This is a genomic window from Occallatibacter savannae, assembly GCF_003131205.1.
GTDB lineage: Bacteria > Acidobacteriota > Terriglobia > Terriglobales > Acidobacteriaceae > Telmatobacter > Telmatobacter savannae.
The window spans coordinates 734639-751534 of sequence record NZ_QFFY01000003.1 but is presented as its reverse complement, the minus strand read 5'-3'; the positions used below and the strand labels follow the sequence as shown (position 1 = coordinate 751534).

Annotated in this window: 12 protein-coding genes; 7 read left to right on the top strand and 5 right to left on the bottom strand. The window is 59.1% G+C overall.

The features are described from left to right. Nucleotides 1–46 precede the first annotated feature (46 nt). The 3 genes from mfd (at nucleotide 47) to galU (ending at nucleotide 6377) form a co-directional block, all read left to right on the top strand. Nucleotides 47–3610: a transcription-repair coupling factor gene (gene mfd, locus DHV10_RS14780; protein WP_109487111.1), complete on the top strand. Its 3564-nt coding sequence runs from the start codon at nucleotides 47–49 to the stop codon at nucleotides 3608–3610. A gap of 24 nt (nucleotides 3611–3634) precedes the next feature. Then, nucleotides 3635–5386 (top strand): DUF885 domain-containing protein, encoded by a 1752-nt coding sequence (locus DHV10_RS14775; RefSeq protein WP_239461703.1) that lies wholly within the window; start codon nucleotides 3635–3637, stop codon nucleotides 5384–5386. 112 nt (nucleotides 5387–5498) lie between these two features. Beyond that, the gene (gene galU / locus DHV10_RS14770; protein WP_109487109.1) at nucleotides 5499–6377 is read left to right on the top strand and encodes a UTP--glucose-1-phosphate uridylyltransferase GalU; all 879 of its coding nucleotides are present in this window, start codon (nucleotides 5499–5501) and stop codon (nucleotides 6375–6377) included. A gap of 186 nt (nucleotides 6378–6563) precedes the next feature. Here galU and DHV10_RS14765 read toward each other — a convergent pair whose 3' ends face one another. After that, nucleotides 6564–7115 (bottom strand): thioredoxin family protein, encoded by a 552-nt coding sequence (locus DHV10_RS14765; protein WP_109487108.1) that lies wholly within the window; start codon nucleotides 7113–7115, stop codon nucleotides 6564–6566. A 51-nt stretch (nucleotides 7116–7166) separates the two neighbouring features. Beyond that, on the bottom strand, nucleotides 7167–8204 hold the full coding sequence (ruvB, locus tag DHV10_RS14760; RefSeq protein WP_109487107.1) for a Holliday junction branch migration DNA helicase RuvB: 1038 nt from the start codon (nucleotides 8202–8204) through the stop codon (nucleotides 7167–7169). A 436-nt stretch (nucleotides 8205–8640) separates the two neighbouring features. On the opposite strand from ruvB, the gene DHV10_RS14755 reads away from it, so the two are divergent. Continuing rightward, nucleotides 8641–9339 carry an Ig-like domain-containing protein gene (locus DHV10_RS14755; RefSeq protein ID WP_162601554.1) on the top strand — a complete coding sequence of 233 codons (699 nt, stop codon included), beginning with the start codon at nucleotides 8641–8643 and terminating at the stop codon, nucleotides 9337–9339. A 55-nt stretch (nucleotides 9340–9394) separates the two neighbouring features. Here DHV10_RS14755 and DHV10_RS28305 read toward each other — a convergent pair whose 3' ends face one another. The 3 genes from DHV10_RS28305 to DHV10_RS28300 form a co-directional block, all read right to left on the bottom strand. After that, entirely contained in the window at nucleotides 9395–10090 is a 696-nt protein-coding gene (locus DHV10_RS28305) for a dual OB domain-containing protein (RefSeq protein WP_109487105.1), read from the bottom strand. A gap of 94 nt (nucleotides 10091–10184) precedes the next feature. Continuing rightward, the gene (locus tag DHV10_RS14745; RefSeq protein WP_109487104.1) at nucleotides 10185–10622 is read right to left on the bottom strand and encodes a DUF488 domain-containing protein; all 438 of its coding nucleotides are present in this window, start codon (nucleotides 10620–10622) and stop codon (nucleotides 10185–10187) included. Next, nucleotides 10562–11152 (bottom strand): DUF488 domain-containing protein, encoded by a 591-nt coding sequence (locus DHV10_RS28300; RefSeq protein WP_162601553.1) that lies wholly within the window; start codon nucleotides 11150–11152, stop codon nucleotides 10562–10564. Before DHV10_RS28300 ends, DHV10_RS14745 begins: the two co-directional genes overlap by 61 nt. A 104-nt stretch (nucleotides 11153–11256) precedes the next feature. Between DHV10_RS28300 and DHV10_RS14735 the strand changes: the two genes are divergently transcribed. The 3 genes from DHV10_RS14735 (at nucleotide 11257) to gyrA (ending at nucleotide 16845) form a co-directional block, all read left to right on the top strand. Beyond that, entirely contained in the window at nucleotides 11257–12480 is a 1224-nt protein-coding gene (locus DHV10_RS14735) for a hypothetical protein (protein WP_109487102.1), read from the top strand. A gap of 37 nt (nucleotides 12481–12517) precedes the next feature. Continuing rightward, the gene (locus DHV10_RS14730; RefSeq protein WP_109487101.1) at nucleotides 12518–13771 is read left to right on the top strand and encodes a cytochrome c3 family protein; all 1254 of its coding nucleotides are present in this window, start codon (nucleotides 12518–12520) and stop codon (nucleotides 13769–13771) included. Nucleotides 13772–14010: 239 nt separating this feature from the next. After that, complete coding sequence (gyrA, locus tag DHV10_RS14725) at nucleotides 14011–16845, top strand: DNA gyrase subunit A (RefSeq protein ID WP_109487100.1); 2835 nt, start codon at nucleotides 14011–14013, stop codon at nucleotides 16843–16845. The last annotated feature ends 51 nt before the right edge of the window (nucleotides 16846–16896 follow it).

Genomic DNA, 16896 nt, shown 5'->3' with positions numbered 1-16896 from the left:
ATCGGACGAAACTGCTGCTGAGACAGTGCGATAAACTGAACACTGCATGATCCTCCCGTTTGTCCGCGAAATTTTCGCGGAACTGGAGCAGTCCTCCTCGTTTGACCGCGTTCGCAGGCACCTCTCCCTCGGTGTTGGACGGCGACGTCTGTCTGGACTCACCAATACAGCTCGTTGCTTGTACATTCCGCTGATGGCCCGCGCGGCCAAGCACCCGGTCATTGTCGTCGTCGCCGACAATAAAGCTGCTGAAGCGCTGGAACTCGCGCTTCGCGCTGGGTGCGAGCTGACCGGCGCCGTTGATCCCGATCGCGTTGTGCGGCTCCCGGCGCACGACGTGCTGCCCTTTGAGAACCTGTCGCCACACCCGGACGTCCAGGAACAGCGTGCTGCTGCCCTGTACAAGCTGGCGACGGGTGGAGTGTCGATTCTGATCGCCCCGGCTGAGGCCGCAGCTCTGCGCCTCTTCGACCGCAACTATTACGCGAGCCTCGCCGTAACGGTGCGCCGTGGCGAGGAAATGGATGTCGAGATTCTCACTGCCCACCTCGCCACCGTGGGCTACACGCAGATGGACCTGGTGGAGATGCCCGGGCAGTTTACGCGGCGTGGCGGCATCCTCGATGTTTACTCGCCGGAGGCTGATCGCCCAGTCCGCATCGAGTTCTTCGGCGATGAGATCGAGACGATCCGCAAGTTTGATCCTGAGACGCAGCGCTCGCAGTCCGGCCTGGATGAAGCGCAGCTGCTTCCCTTAACAGAGACGCCCGTCACGGAGCATTTGCTCGCCGCCGTTCACGCCAGGCTCAGTAAGCAGCGCGTGCAGGTCGCCGGCGAGGGCTTGTCTGACGAAGAGGAGATGGAGATCGAAGCCGCCGCAGCCGGTGGCGTCAGCGTCTTTCCCGGTTGGGAGTTCTTCTCCGCAGTAGCCGGAGCCGAGAGCCATTTGCTCAAGCTCCTTCCCAACGCTGTCCTCTTCGTAGAGGAGCCCGCGATGGTGCGCAACCAGATCGATCGCTGGTGGAACAAGGTCGAGCAGCGCCATGATCGCAGCGGGATCGGAAATCTGATCCGGCCCGAGGATCTCTATCTCCGGCCCGAGATTCTTCAGGGCTTTCTGGATTCGCATCAGGGGCTCGACCTAGACCAGCTCGGCGCCGTCGATGTGCTTGAAGACGACAACACGCTGGGAGAGATCGCAGTGAACTCGCGGCCTACTTTGCGGTTTCATGGATCGATTCCCGCGCTCGTGGAGCAACTCAAGAATCTGATGGCCGCAGATCAGCGCATCGTCCTCGCGGTGCCCACGCAGGGCGATGCCGAACGAACGGCAACGATGTTGCGCGAGTACCAAGTGCCCTATCGGTTCGGCAGCCGCGTTGTCCAGCATGGGTCGGAACTCGAAGAGGCCAGCTACATGGCGGGCGATATGCGCGTGCCTGTCATCGTGCGGACGCAGATCGCTTCCGGCGTCAGCTTTCCGGACGCGAACCTGATTGTCTTCGGCGCGAACGACCTTTCCGACGATGCCGATATTCACGCGCGGCCCGAGCCGAAGAAGTCGAAGACTGCCGCGTTCCTTTCCGATTTTCGCGATCTTGCCATTGGCGACTATGTCGTCCACGTGGAGCACGGCATCGCGCAATACCAAGGCCTGAAGGAGATCGTGCAGGATGGCCTCGCGGTCGAGTTCATGATCCTTGAGTTTGCGGAACAGGCCAAGCTGTATGTGCCGCTGACACGTCTTGACCTGATCCAGAAGTATCGTTCGACAGACACCGGGCCCGCGCCCCAGCTGAACAAACTCGGATCGCAGCAGTGGGTCAAGACCAAGGCGCGCGTGCGCAAGGCCATGCAGGACATGGCCGCGGAACTACTGAAGCTCTACGCGCAGCGGCATACGGCTCAGGGCACGTCGTTTTCGGCGGACAACGACTTCCAGCGTGAGTTTGAAGATTCATTCGACTACCGCGAGACGGACGACCAGCTATCCGCGATAGCGGCCGTGAAGCAGGACATGGAGTCGACCACGCCCATGGATCGGCTGCTCTGCGGAGACGTGGGCTACGGCAAAACCGAGGTCGCCATGCGCGCCGCATTCAAAGCCGTGCAGGATGGCAAGCAGGTGGCAGTGCTCACGCCGACTACGGTGCTTGCCTTTCAGCATTTCGAGACCTTCAAGAAGCGCTTTTCGCAATTTCCGATCACCATCGAGATGATCTCGCGCTTTCGCACAGCAAAGGAACAGAAGATCATTCTCGAAAAGCTCGAGACCGGCAAGGTCGACGTGCTGATCGGCACGCACCGCATTCTGTCGAAAGACATCAAGTTTCAGGATCTCGGGCTCCTGATCGTCGACGAAGAGCAACGATTCGGCGTGCGGCATAAGGAGCGGCTGAAGCAGTTGCGCAAGGAGATCGATGTGCTGGCTATGTCCGCGACACCTATTCCGCGAACGCTGCACATGTCGCTCGTCGGCCTGCGCGACATGTCAGTCATCGAGACCCCGCCGAAGGATCGTATGGCTATCCAGACTGTGGTTGCGAAGTTCGATGAGAAGATCATTCGCTCGGCGATCGAGGTGGAACTCGAGCGCGGCGGGCAGGTCTACTTCGTGCACAACCGAGTCGAGACCATCTACGAGATCGCCTCGCGCATTCAGGAGCTTGTTCCCGGCGCGCGCGTTGTGGTGGGGCACGGGCAGATGGGCGAAAAGGAACTCGAGCAGGTGATGCTGGCCTTCATGCATCACGAGTTCGACATCCTCGTCGCCACGACCATTATCGAAAACGGCCTCGACATCCCGCTGGCCAACACCATAATCATCAATCGAGCCGACCGGCACGGGCTCAGCGAACTCTACCAGCTGCGCGGACGCGTAGGACGTTCCAATCGCCGGGCGTATGCCTATCTGCTGATTCCGCCGGAGCGTGAGCTGACCGACATCGCGCGCCGCCGCCTCGCAGCGCTCAAGGAATTCTCGGACCTGGGCGCGGGATTCAAGATCGCCGCGCTCGACCTCGAACTACGCGGTGCCGGAAACATGCTGGGCGGCGAGCAGAGCGGTCACATTGAGGCGATCGGATTTGAGATGTACACGTCGATGCTCGAAGCTGCCGTGAAAGAGATGAAGGGAGAGGGCGAGGAAGAGCGTCCCAGCACGCAGCTGAATCTCGGCATTGCACTGCGCATTGACGAGACCTACGTTGGCGAAGAGAATCAGCGCCTGCGCCTCTACAAGAAGATCGCCGGAGCAGAAAATGAAAAGGCTCTTGCCGACCTTCGCGCCGAGATGGAAGACCGGTACGGAACGCTACCGGATTCGACAGTCTACCTGCTCGAGGCCGCATCGTTGCGTCTGGAATGCGAACGCATGGGCATCGCGCAGATCGATCGCAAGCGTGCTGAACTGCAGATCCGGTTTACAGAGAAGGCGGCCATCGATCCGCAGCATCTCATGCGCCTGGTTGCCAGGAATGCAAAGCGCGGAGCGCAATTCACGCCGCAGGGCCTGCTGAAGTTTCCCCTCGCCGCCACCAAGCCCGATGATGTATTGCTGGAAATTCGGGACCTGATCGAGAAGCTCGCTCCCGACGCTGTCACCGCATAGTTTCAGATGAAAACAAGAGGGACCGTGAACAAATACGTTTCGCTGCTCGCCTTTGGAGCCTGCATGACTCTTTCTGCCGCTGCCACCTCCGACAAAGCCGCTCAAGAGCAATTTCAGCGAGCATCGGACGAGTATTTCGATCAGGTGTATTTTCCTCATCAGCCGATAGCGGGCACAGTATGGGGCTATCACCAGTACGACGCCAAGCTCGATGACCTTGCATCAGGCAGCATCGATGCGGAGGTTGCGGCACTCGACTCGTTTGAGAAGCGCATCTCCGCGATTCCGGCTGCATCCCTCGATCAGACCACCCGCGCGGACCGCGAGCTGGTGCTCAATCAGATCCGTTCGCGCCGCCTGACACTGCAGACTATCCGACCGTGGGCTAAGAACGCGGACTACTATTCGAGCCTTTGCGCCAGCGGGGTGTTTACGCTGATGGAGCGCAAGTTCGCTCCTTCTGACGACAGGCTGCGCTCGCTGATTGCACGCGAGAAGAAGATGCCGGTGCTCCTCGTCCAGGCTCGCGCCAATCTTCAAAATCCGCCGCGCATCTTTACGGAGATTGCGATCGAGCAGCTGCCCGGCATCATCGCCTTCTTCCAGCACGACGTTCCGCTGGCGTTTGCCGATGCACAGGACGAGGCGCTCAAGGCGGAGTTCGCGAAGAGCAATGCCGCGGTCATCGGCGAGTTGACCAGCTACATGACGTGGCTCAGGTCGGACCTGCTGCCGCGTTCGAACGGCGACTTCCGGATCGGCGCCGACACGTTTTCAAAGAAGCTGCAGTACGACGAGATGGTCGATATCCCGCTGCCGAGGCTGCTCGAGGTCGGTTACGCCGATCTTCATCGCAATCAGCAGCACTTCGCTGAAGTGGCCAAGGAACTCGAGCCCGACAAGACTCCGCGCGAGGTGCTTGAGGAACTGGGCCATCAGCATCCGTCTCCCGATCAGCTCCTCAATTCTTTCCGCGCAACATTCTCCAGCCTCCTCGACTTCATCCGCTCACACCACATCGTGACCATCCCGTCCGATGTAAGGCCGGTGCTGGAAGAGACGCCGCCCTTCATGCGGGCAACAACGCAGGCCAGCATGGATTCGCCAGGGCCTTTCGAGACGAAGGCTACGACGTCGTACTTCAATGTGACGCTACCCGATCCCTCCATGACGCCCGCCGAAGTGGAGGGCTACATGCACTCCTACAACATCGGCACGGTGATCTCGACGTCCGTTCATGAGGCGTATCCGGGGCACTACGTGCAATACCTCTACTCGCTGAAAGCGCCGACGCGGGTGCGAAAGATATTGCAGGCGAATACCAACATCGAAGGCTGGGCGCACTACACGGAGCAGATGATGCTCGACAACGGATACGGCCAGCCGGGCATCGGAGCCAGGGACGCGCGAGAAGCGAAGTTTCTCCGCCTTGGCCAGCTACAGGATGCGCTGCTGCGCAACGCCCGCTTCATCGTCGGCATCCAAATGCACACTGGGAACATGACCTACGATCAGGCCGTCGAGTTCTTCCAGAAGGAAGGCTACCAGCCCAGAGAAACGTCGATCGTCGAGGCGAAACGCGGTGCAGGCGATCCTACGTACCTGTACTACACATTGGGCAAGCTCGAGATTTTGAAGCTGCGCGAAGATCTGATGAAGAAGCAAGGCAGCGCATTTTCGTTACAGAAATTTCATGATGATTTCCTGAGCCAGGGTTTTCCGCCCATTAAGGTGATTCGCGAAGCGATGCTGGGCGACGGTTCACCAACGTTGTAGAACCTATTTCAGACGTGTTCGCAGGACTAAAGTAAGTAATTTCGATACGGAAAACGGGTCTGAAAACAACAGCAGGTTCGACAATAGACCCGAGCAGATCGATGGAGCAGTAATGAGACAGGAAGTTCGCAAAGTCGTTTTCCCCGCCGGCGGCCTTGGCACGCGCTTTTTGCCCGCCACCAAAGTGATCCCCAAAGAGATGCTGGCGCTGGTCGATAAGCCAATCATCCAATACGGCGTGGAAGAGGCGGTCGCCTCGGGCATCGAGCACATCATTATCGTCACTGGCCGCGGCAAGGGCGCGATGGAAGACCACTTCGATCACAATTTCGAACTGGACCATACGCTGGAGCGCCGCGGGAAGAAGGACCTGCTGCACGTGTCGCGCAGCGTGGCGACTCTGGCGCGCGTCAGCTATGTGCGGCAGCGCGAACCGCTGGGCCTGGGACATGCCGTGCTCTGCGCGAAGGAATTGGTCGGCGATGAGCCGTTCGCGGTGGTGCTGCCGGATGATGTGATCGATGCGGAAACGCCCTGTCTCAAGCAGATGATCGACGTCTTCAACGATCGCGGCGGTTCGGTGCTGGCGACGCAGACAGTGGAGGGGCCCGGCATCTCCGCGTATGGCGTCCTGGCCGGATCTCCGGACAAGAACGACCCGCGTATTTACAACTGCACAGGAATGGTGGAGAAACCAAAGCTGGAAGACGCTCCGTCGAAGCAGGCCATCATCGGGCGCTACATCCTCACTCCGCGCATCTTCGAACTTCTCGAGCAGACGACTCCAGGAGCAGGCGGCGAAATCCAGCTCACCGACGGCATCAAAGCGCTCCTCAAAGAGGAGAAAGTATTCGGGTACACGTTCGAAGGCAAGCGATTCGACGCCGGCGACAAGTTCGGAATGCTGCAGGCTACGGTTGAATTCGCGCTGAAGCGGCCCGAGTTTGGCGAGCGCTTCCGGGAGTATCTGAAGGGATTAGGCATCTGCTGAGAGGCAGCAGGGCTAGCGAGGTTAGCAGAGGCTGAGCGGTGTTAGCCGTTCTCTTCGCAAACGGTTAGCGGTGTTAGCGGAGCTAGGAACTGCAAGAAGCCAGCGAGCAGATACTAACGCGGCGAACAAGCCGCGCAGCGGCTGCTAACTCTGCTAACACGTTCGCGAAGCGAACGGCTAGCCCCGCTATTTCCACTTGATATTGCAGCCGATGGATGCCTTCTGGTCCGCGCTCGGCTTCTCGCCTTGCAGAACCGCGTCGATAGCAGCACGCAAATCCTCGCCGGTTACGGGCACGTTGTTCCCGGGACGTGCGCCGTCGAACTGGCCGCGATAGGCGAGCTTCAGATCCTTATCGAAGAGGTAAATGTCGGGCGTGCAGGCGGCTGCGAAGGCCCGCGCCACAGACTGCGATTCATCGTAGAGGTAGGGGAATTTAAACTCGAGCCGCTCGGCCTGCTTCTTCAGCCCCTCAGGGCTGTCGTCGGGATAGTTCTGCGCGTCGTTGCTGCTGATGGCAACGATGCCGAGTTTGCCGGCGTAGTTCGATCCGAGCTGTGCCAGCCCTTTCTCGATGTGCTTGACGTAGGGGCAATGTGTGCAGATGAACATGACGAGCAGGCCCTTGTGCCCCTTGAAGTCATCGCGGCGAACGGTTTTGCCTGTGACCACATCGCGCAACGCAAAGTCCGGCGCCGTCGTTCCAAGTTCCAGCATCGTCGATTCAGTCAGTGCCATAACTCTTCTCCCGATATCACTGATAGCTGACAGCTGAGAGCTGAAAGCGGGTTAGAACAATCCACCTTGTCGTCCGGGCATTGGCACGCCGAAGTGCTCGTACGCAAGCCGTGTGGCCACGCGTCCGCGCGGCGTGCGATCGAGAAAGCCGATCTGAATGAGAAACGGCTCGTATACCTCCTCGAGAGCATCTTCTTCTTCGGCCAGAGTCGCTGCGAGAGTCCCCAAGCCGACCGGACCGCCATCGTATTTCTGCATGATCGTCAGCATCAGCCGCCGGTCGATCTCGTCAAATCCATGCGCATCCACTTCCAGCATCGTCAGAGCGGCGTTTGCCGTGGGCCTGTCGATGACACCGGTCCCGCGCACCTGGGCGAAGTCGCGCACGCGGCGTAGAAGACGGTTGGCGATACGCGGCGTTCCGCGTGAGCGCAGCGCGATCTCCGCCGCGCCGTCTGCGTCGATAGGCACGCCGAGAACCTCCGCTGAACGCTGCACGATCACGCGAAGGTCGTCTTCGGTGTAGAACTCGAGCCGGAGCAGAATCCCAAAACGCGAGCGCAGAGGAGAACTCAGCAGCCCAGGCCGCGTTGTTGCGCCGACAAACGTGAAGGGTTTGATCTCCATCACGTGCGTGCGTGCCGCGGGTCCCTGTCCAATGATGATGTCGAGCTTGTAGTCCTCAAGAGCGGTATAGAGCTTCTCTTCGAGAACCGGCTGCATCCGGTGTATCTCGTCGAGAAAGAGTACCTGCCGGTCGCGAAGGTTGGTCAGGATCGCGGTCAGGTCGCCCTGAATCTGCAGCGCCGGTCCCGAGGTCTGCTGAAAACCAACGCCAAGCTCGTTGGCGATGATCGTAGCCAGCGTGGTCTTGCCCAAACCCGGAGGACCGAACAGCAGGACGTGATCCAGCGCCTCCCCGCGCGACTTTGCCGCCTCCAGCGCGATGGCCAGCTGTTCTTTCGCTTTGGCCTGCCCGATGAACTCCTTCAGCCAGCGCGGACGGAGCTTCAGCTCAAAACTCTGCTCTTCCTCGGCGCGCGAGGCGCTTACAAGACGTTCCGGGGAGTTGTCGCGCGCGATGACCATGTGCCAGCAGTGTAGCGGCTGCGGGGGTGCCCGGCAAAACCGCCTTCGCCGTGACACGAAAGGACTAAGTCGGGTAACTCCGTTTTTCGGCCATGCTTATTTCTCACCTAACTCCAAATTGCTCACAACTCCGCTGCCTTTCGCTAGTTACGCGCGTAACAAACAAGGCTCTTCGATCCAAGATTGTTATTGATTCGCCGCTTTGAACTGCCGTATTCTTGGGCCACCTCTCATGAGGAGACAGGTGTGTTGACGGTCAGATGCAGTGAATCTCTGCGTCCAGCCCCGGTACAACCACAGACTTTTTGCGATGCATGCGCAGACGCTGCGGCGCTTGCCAACTGATTGCAATGCTTTTCGGGGAGCAGATCCCCGGTGGTCGAGCTGACCGCGACGAAACAGGTCAGCAAGGCGGAGACGCCAGGAGATGTCGTTTATGCGTAATCGTTCGTTGGGTGCCTTGTTGATGCTCGGTGCGGTGATCCCCTTTACAAGCTGCGCGGTCGATCCGGCGCTGACCTCGATCCAGATTATTCCCACCACAACGACGGCGTTGCTTGGCCCTTGCGGAACGGTGCAGGTTCAGTCGCAGCTTACCGCGATCGGAACTTTCACGCGCCCGAATCACGCGGCCGTTACGCGCGATATAACTTCGCAAGTTACATGGAAGTCGTTTGACACTCAGCTTTTGACTATCTCGACAGACGGGCTTGCCAGCGTAACCACCTGCGCGAACCCGGGCAGCACATTCAACGCGAACATCCTCATGTCTGCCAGTGCGCAGGGCTTCCACGGAATCATCGTGGGCTATGCGAACTTCATCGAGCAGGAGCCTGTGGCCCCGAAGACGGCCGTCACGAGCCTTTCTGTGATCCGCCTTTCCGGCCAGAGTTCAGCTCTGAACGGCATGGCGAAGTTCATCGCCGTCGGAAAGACGGAAGACGGAACGCTGGTTCCGCTCAATGGCAAGATCGATTGGTCATCGAGCAATCCGCAGGCTGTCAGAGTCGACGCCACCACTGGCGTGGCTCGCGCGATGACCCTGGGCAAAGCCAAGGTGACCGCGACCTATAACGGCGCTGACGGAAGCACGGCCGTCGGCAGTGCCGACTTCGGTTCTCTCGCCCAGAACTAACATCCGACAAGTTGCTCTCATCTGCTCAGCCCGCCGCAAGGCGGCCTGTGGCGTTTCAAGCGCGATCCTCGAATCCACCGCTGGCACGCGCCGAGATGACGCCTGCGACCAGCTTGTATCGAAACCGTTCGAATGGCTCGCTCATGCTTATCGTGAGGTATGTCTCTTGAGCATTCCGTGAGAAGAAAGAGCCGTGTGGGTAAATTCCGGGTTCCAGAGGGGCCAGTTTCTCGAGCCATTCGGGGTCTGTCACCGCTAGATCGAACCGGGTGCGATTCGACCGGAACAACGCGCGACTCTTGCGCTTACCGTCATTCCTAATCCACCACCACAGATCATCCGGTCGAATGAGCTCGAGAGATCGGCAAGGGGAGTTTCTCCGGATCGGGTCAGCAAATACCCGGTCTCTGTATCCCTGGAGCACTTGCCCGGCTTTGGCTTTGACTCCCGCTAGCAGTCGGCAGTCGGAAAAGCCGTTGAACTTGCGAGAGAAGAATATTGCGCCCCGGGACACCCTCACGTCTTCAGGATGGTCATCGGTCCCGCATGGTTCCGCCAACTCAACTTCGAACACATCAAGCAGACGCAAGGGGGTACCGTCGACATAGCTCGCTTCCGCTAATGTCATGCATCCAGGAATTGAATTGCCGACTAGGCGAACCCACTGCTTGGTTCTAAGGTCTATCCCTGCGACGCACCGATGGTCGTGTTTGTAAGAGTTGGCAAGGCAAACGATCCGAGTCAGCGACATTCCCGCAATTTCTCCTGGGGAATGGTTCATTCTTCTTCAAGTCGCTGATCTGAGGATGTGATCCTTGGCACGATCGGCGGAAGTCGGGAAGTCGCTAGAGGTGATGAATTTCGAATCCTCCCCACTTCGACTCCAGGTATTCCAGCGCGAGCCTCCGATGGCAATGTTCGGGGGTCGGTTCACTGCACAGCATCGCTGTCCGTTTAGAGAATTCTTCTCTGTCGAGCTGGTCTTCTACTCTGCGATCCGTAATGAGGGCCACGTAAGCATCGCAGTAGACGTTCCAGTCGCCCTTCTGCTTCTTAAACGCGTCAAGAATCTCCTGCGTAGGCGCGAGCAATGACTCATGCCTGTACTCCGCGCCACATATCCTTGCCGTAAAGTAGGCAAGATCGCGTGCTTTGGCGAATCCAGCCAACTGGGAAGTGTTATTCAACCGGATGTCGAGGAGCCGTTCGATTCGGTTCGCCCTTAAGGTTTCGAAAAATCCTTCGGCGCTCTTTTGTGTGAAACCGATGCTGTAGATCTCCATCTATCCTGATCCATCTCTGCGAACAGCGCAGGTTGTGAGTCAATGAGCTCTATGCCCGAGTCTGTTGCAAGCTGCGTCTCGGTTTGTATACGGCCGTTGGAACGAATGTGGAGGATGTCGTGCCCTCGTTCAATCAGGACTCGGCTGACAAGAAGCCGGCGGTGGCAATGAGTTGGATCTTCTTCGCCGCACATGATTGCGACCCGGAATTCTCCCATTCCACGTTCCAATCGGTCGATTCCGGCGGTGAATTCGACATCTGAAACCATTCGGCCGTAGACTGCCCGCCCGCGCGAATCGTAGTAATCTGACCTTCCTGGGCGTCCCCCGAGCTCAGCGCCGAGAAAGAGATACTTGATCCCTGACTGTTGCAGGCGTTCCTTTAGAAGCTCACGGTCGAACTGAGGTGAGAAGCTGGAATACGGAGTGGATCGGATATCGACCAGGACTTCGATACGATTTTCTTTCAATGCATGCGTGAGCTCTTCGCAAGAATGCGTGGAGTGCCCGATGGTGTGGACGGTGCTCATCGCTGAATGCTGAAGCATAGCACCTTACCTTGCCTGAGCCTGTGATCCTGGATAGGCAGCTCAATTGGGCCATTTAGACTGGATAGGTCTGTTCGCTCGTTTTGATGACACCCCGATTCGCCCGCATCCGCCGCTTCCATTTCAACCTGCCTCAGCGTATCGCCGCGGTGATGCTTGCGCTCTTTCTTCTACAGGGCCTATTGGTCGCCGGGCACCAGACGCTCTCTGAGCGCGATTATCAGTACGCGCGCTGCGGGCGCGAAACGTGGGAGAAGCCATCGCCTCTCGCGGGCTACTACACCACCTGCGGCAACATTCGCGACGGCATCCTGGCATATCGCATTGCAGGCCTCCCGCTCACGCTGAATCTACTCGTGCAGCATGGCGTTGACCTGTTCCGCAAGCCGGAGGATCGCGTGTTTCAGGGCAATGGAGGGCAGGGAAGTACCGGGCTCAGCACTTGGGAACTTCGCCACCAGATGACGCACGTGCTTCTGCTCCTGCGCCTGCCTTTTCTTGCAGCGGGAGTCGTGCTCGGCGGCGGCCTCTGGTGGGTGACGCGGCGACTCTACGGTAACATGGGCGGATACGTCGCGTTGGCGCTCTACTGCTTCTCGCCGCTCGTGCTGAAGGCCTGCCTGTCGCCAAGCCCCGAGATCCTGACCGCGCTTGGCATCTATGGTGGCATCTACACCTGTATAGGGGTCGCGCATGCGATGCAGGGCCCGCGGCGCAAGTGGCGTCCGCGCATCATCCTGCTTACGGTCGTTCTGGGGATCGCCGCCGCCGGGCACATCGTAGCCCTTCCCGTGGCGGCCTTGCTGGGGCTCGCATTGATGCTGTGGATTGCGGAGGGCCGGCGCAGCCAGGTTCTGCCCATTGTGCTGCTTGCCTCGGCGGGAGCGCTTGCGTTGCTGTTTGCGTGTTACGGGTTGTCGCCAGACGCTTTCAGCTATGTCTTCCGATCTGGGGCGGGGTTCCTTTCCGTTTCACTCGAATCTGTCAAGCGTTTTTTCACCTTCCCATCCATCACCGGGATCATCGTTGCGGCGGGTGCGGCTTTTCTGCTCTATATCGGCGTCAATCGCTCGCGCTACTTCGGCAATACGGCCCCTCTGATCTGCACGGCGGTTCTCCTTCTCCTCGTGACCAAAGGCGTTCCGGCGAATACGTCGTTGTGGGCTCTGCCGTTTTTGCTGACGTTCATCGGCGGAGTCTTCGCCGACGCGTTTGAATCCGAACGGCGGAAGGTCTTCATCGTCGCCGCCACGTCGTTGGTTATCCTTCAAGTAGTCATTTGCATCATGAGCCTTCCCCGGCTCGTCTGAACACTGGTCATCGCAGTCTGAAACGATCGAGGTCCCGATGACGTTCTTGTTCCGAAACTGGCTGTCGGCTGCCGCATGCGTCTTGCTCCTGGTTTTTGCTGGAAGCGCAGCGCGCGCTCAGAACTCACCTTCCAGCGCCGCGGAGAAGCCGGCCTCGTCGCCAGCACGGCACTACGTTGGTTCTGACGCCTGTAAAACCTGTCACCTCGAGCAGTACAACGGCTGGAAGAAGAGTCGGATGGCGAACATTCTTCTGGATCCGAAGCAGCATCCGGAAGCAGTCGTCGGCGACTTCGCGCATCCTGACCCGGTTCGAACCTTCACTCTGGACGATGTTGCGTTCACGTACGGCGGCCGCTTCAAGCAGCGCTATTTCGCCAAGCGAGGAGATGACTACTTCCCATTGCCGGCGCAGTGGGACGTTGCCAAGAAGAAATGGCTGGCCTACCACGTGGAAGCGGGCACAGACTGGTGGGTGCCGTACTATGGCCCCACGAACTTCGACCGCCCCACCGGGCCAACCTGCGACGGCTGTCACTCGGTGAACTACGACGTGCACACCAAGCAGGTGACGGAGTGGAACGTAGGCTGCGAAAAGTGTCACGGGCCCGGCAGTGAGCATGTGGCGCATGCGACCAAATCGAACATCGTGAATCCCGACAAGCTGGACTTTGTGCGTGCCAACGATGTCTGCATCCAGTGCCACAGCCAGGGCCGTCCGCTGAAGAACCCAATTGAGGGCAAGTACTTCGACTGGCCGGTCGGGTTCACAGCCGGAGAGCGGCTGGCGGACTACTGGCAGCTTGAGGAGACGAAACCCGGTACGACGAACTTCTTCCAGTACGCCGACCTCACGTCGCACAAGAATCGGATGCAGGGCAACGACTTTGTGCAGAGCAACATGTATCACCGCCAGCTCCGCTGTTTCGATTGCCACGAAGTGCACAGCAGCGTGGTGTCCAACCTGCCGGTAAGCGGCAACGCGCTCTGCCTTGGCTGCCACACGAAGCAGAACCCGGCGGGCCTGCGCGGCACGGTGAGTGAGCATACGCACCACTCCGCAAACAGCGCCGGCAGCCTGTGCACGGCGTGCCACATGCCGCGCATCGAGCAGACCATCAAGGACAACTACGTGGCTGCGCACACGTTCCGTTTCATTACGCCGGACGACACGGAGAGGTCCGGAATCCCTAATCCATGCACGTCGTGCCACAAGGACAAATCAACCGACTGGGCGCGGCAGCAACTCGCGACGTGGACCACGACCTCGCCCTGGAGAGTGGCGCGCTGAGCGATGCTAAAGGGCCCGCTTCCGATGTGGAAAACCGTCCTCCAAGGGAAGTCTGAAATAGGTCATCCAGACGGTTTACGGGCGTCTCGCAAGCTGAAGAAAAATGGGAACTTAAATATCGAATCCTGAGTTGCTGATTGCGGCCCTCGAAGGGTAAAATAGGCGTGTAGCCCGAAGAATTCCGGTCCTGCTTTTTCCGGTGACTTTTTGCCGCCTCTTCAGCGGGCTTGACGACCTCTATGGCAGACGATAAGAACCCCCAGCTCCCCCTTGATGGCGGTACGCCACCACGCGATAACACGAATCTGATCCCGATCAATATCGAAGAGGAGATGCGCCGGTCGTATCTCGACTACTCGATGTCGGTGATCATCGGGCGCGCTCTTCCTGACGCCCGCGATGGATTGAAGCCCGTGCATCGTCGCGTGCTCTACACCATGAGCGAGATGGGGCTCGAGTACAACAAGAAATACACAAAGTGCGCGAAGGTTGTCGGTCAGGCGATGGGTGTGTATCACCCGCACGGCGACTCTGCCATCTACGACACGCTGGTGCGTATGGCGCAGCCGTTTTCGCTGCGTTATCCGCTCGTTGACGGCCAGGGCAATTTCGGTTCGGTCGATGGCGACCCGCCGGCTGCCATGCGTTACACCGAGTGCCGCATGATGCGCGTGACCGGCGAGCTGCTGGCCGACATCGACATGGAGACGGTCGACTTCGTTCCTAACTACGACGAGTCGACGCAGGAGCCTTCGGTTTTGCCGACACGCATCCCGAACCTTCTGGTGAACGGATCGAGCGGCATCGCCGTAGGCATGGCGACGAACATTCCGCCGCACAACCTCACCGAAATCGTGAACGCCACGATTGAGGTGGTCAAAAACCCCAAAGCTGGGCTCGCCGAGATTTTGAAGCACGTTCAAGGCCCAGACTTCCCGACCGGCGGATTCCTATACGGTCGCGCGGGGATCGCGCAAGCCTACAAGACGGGCCGCGGCCGCTTTATGATGCGCGCCAAGGCGGCGATTGAAAGCATCACGAAGGAACGACAGGCGATCATCGTCACGGAGATCCCCTATCAGGTCAACAAATCGAAGCTCATCGAGCGAATCGCAGAGCTGGTGACCGAAAAAGTGATCGACGACATCGGCGATGTGCGCGACGAGAGCGACCGCGACGGCATGCGCATCGTGATCGAACTCAAGCGCGGCGCGCAGCCGGAGATCATTCTCAACCAGCTTCACAAGCACACGCAGATGCAGGAGAGCTTCTCCATGATCCTGCTTGCGGTGCTCAACGGCCAGCCGAAGGAACTGGGTCTCGATTCCGCGATTCGCGCGTTTGTCGACCACCGCATTGACGTGGTGCAACGCCGGACCGTGTACCTGCTGCGCAAGGCGCGTGAGCGCGAACACATCCTCGAAGGCTACAAGATTGCTCTCGATAATCTCGATACGGTTATCAAGATCATTCGCGCATCCGGTTCGCGCGCAGAAGCACGAGAAAACCTGTACGCGTGGGGCAAGGGCACCGAGATCGTCATCAACCTCGATCGCGAGCGGCTGCCAAACGAAGAACGCGGCCTCTCTTTGCGGCAGGTTGATGCGATTCTCGAATTGCAGCTCTATCGCCTGACGCAGCTCTCAGTCGACGAGATTCTGAATGAGATGAGGGAGATTCGCGAGAAGATCGCTGAGTACGAAGCGATTCTCGCCAGCGATAAAAAGCTGCGCAACGTGATCGTTAAAGAACTGGAAGCAGTCCGCGACAAGTACGGCGACGAGCGCCGCACGCAGATCATCGATGAGTCGGCCGAAATTCAGCTTGAAGACCTGATCGCCGACGAGCAGGTGGCTGTCACCGTATCGCACCAGGGATACCTGAAGCGGACGCCCATCTCAATCTATCGTCAGCAGCGTCGCGGAGGCACGGGCCGTACGGGGATGAAGACGCGCGAAGAAGATTTTGTCTCGCAGCTCATCATCGACTCGACGCACGCGTACCTGCTCTGCTTTACAAACACGGGGCGCGTGTACTGGCTCAAGGTGTACGAGATTCCCGACGTGGGTGCGGCGGGCAAGGGCAAGTCGATCGCCAGCTTGCTGAGCCTGCAGCCCGGCGAGAACGTCCGCACCATCCTGCCCGTACGCGACCTGGAAGAGGAAGGCAAGTACATCTTCTTCGCCACGCGCAATGGCGTAGTGAAGAAAACTCCGCTGAAGGACTTCTCCAATGTGATGGCGCGCGGCATCATCGCCATCAACCTCGACAAGGACGACGACCTGGTCACTGCAGGCATTACCAACGGCAAGCAGACCATCTTTATCGCCACTCGAGAAGGGATGGCGATCCGCTTTCAGGAAGAGTACGATCCTGAGCGCAGCGGAATCGGTCTGCGCCCGATGGGCCGCAATGCCGCAGGCAACAAGGGCATCTCGCTTAAAAAGGGCGACTATGTCATCGGCGCTGCCATCACTGACTCCGACGAAGCACGCGACCAGGAACGCGATGAGTGCGCCAAGGCTCGCAACCTGACGGACAAACTCAAGTCGCTACGTAAGGCCTACTCTGATGCGAAGGATGCGTTGCAGAAGGCGCGCGAAGACCGCCGCAACGGTGATCCCGAGAACGAAAAGCTGAAAGACAAAGAGAAGAAGGCTGAGAAGGCTCTCGATGATGCGGTGTCGGCGCTCAAGGACCTCGACGAGAAACTCTGCGTCACGCAGTCCCGCATCCTCACCGTGACAGAGAACGGATTCGGCAAGCGGACGGATGTCGACGAATACCGGCTCACCGCGCGCGGCGCGCAGGGCGTTACCAACCTGAAAGCCACTCCGAAGGTCGGCAAGACGACTTCGATCCTGCTAGTGAACGAAACCTCGGAGCTGATGGTCATCAGCCAGTGGGGCAAGATCATCCGCATCGACACCAACACCGTGCGCTCGGCCGGCCGCAATACCCAGGGCGTACGCCTGCTGAACCTCGAAGCGGATGACAAGGTCGCAGCGGCCGTGATCATCCCACCGGACGAAGTTAACGGCAAGGAAGACGAACAGGGAACATTGATTCAGTAGTGAGTCTTGAAGTCGTGCGGAAGGGTCGGACTCCTGGTCGAGTTACCGACC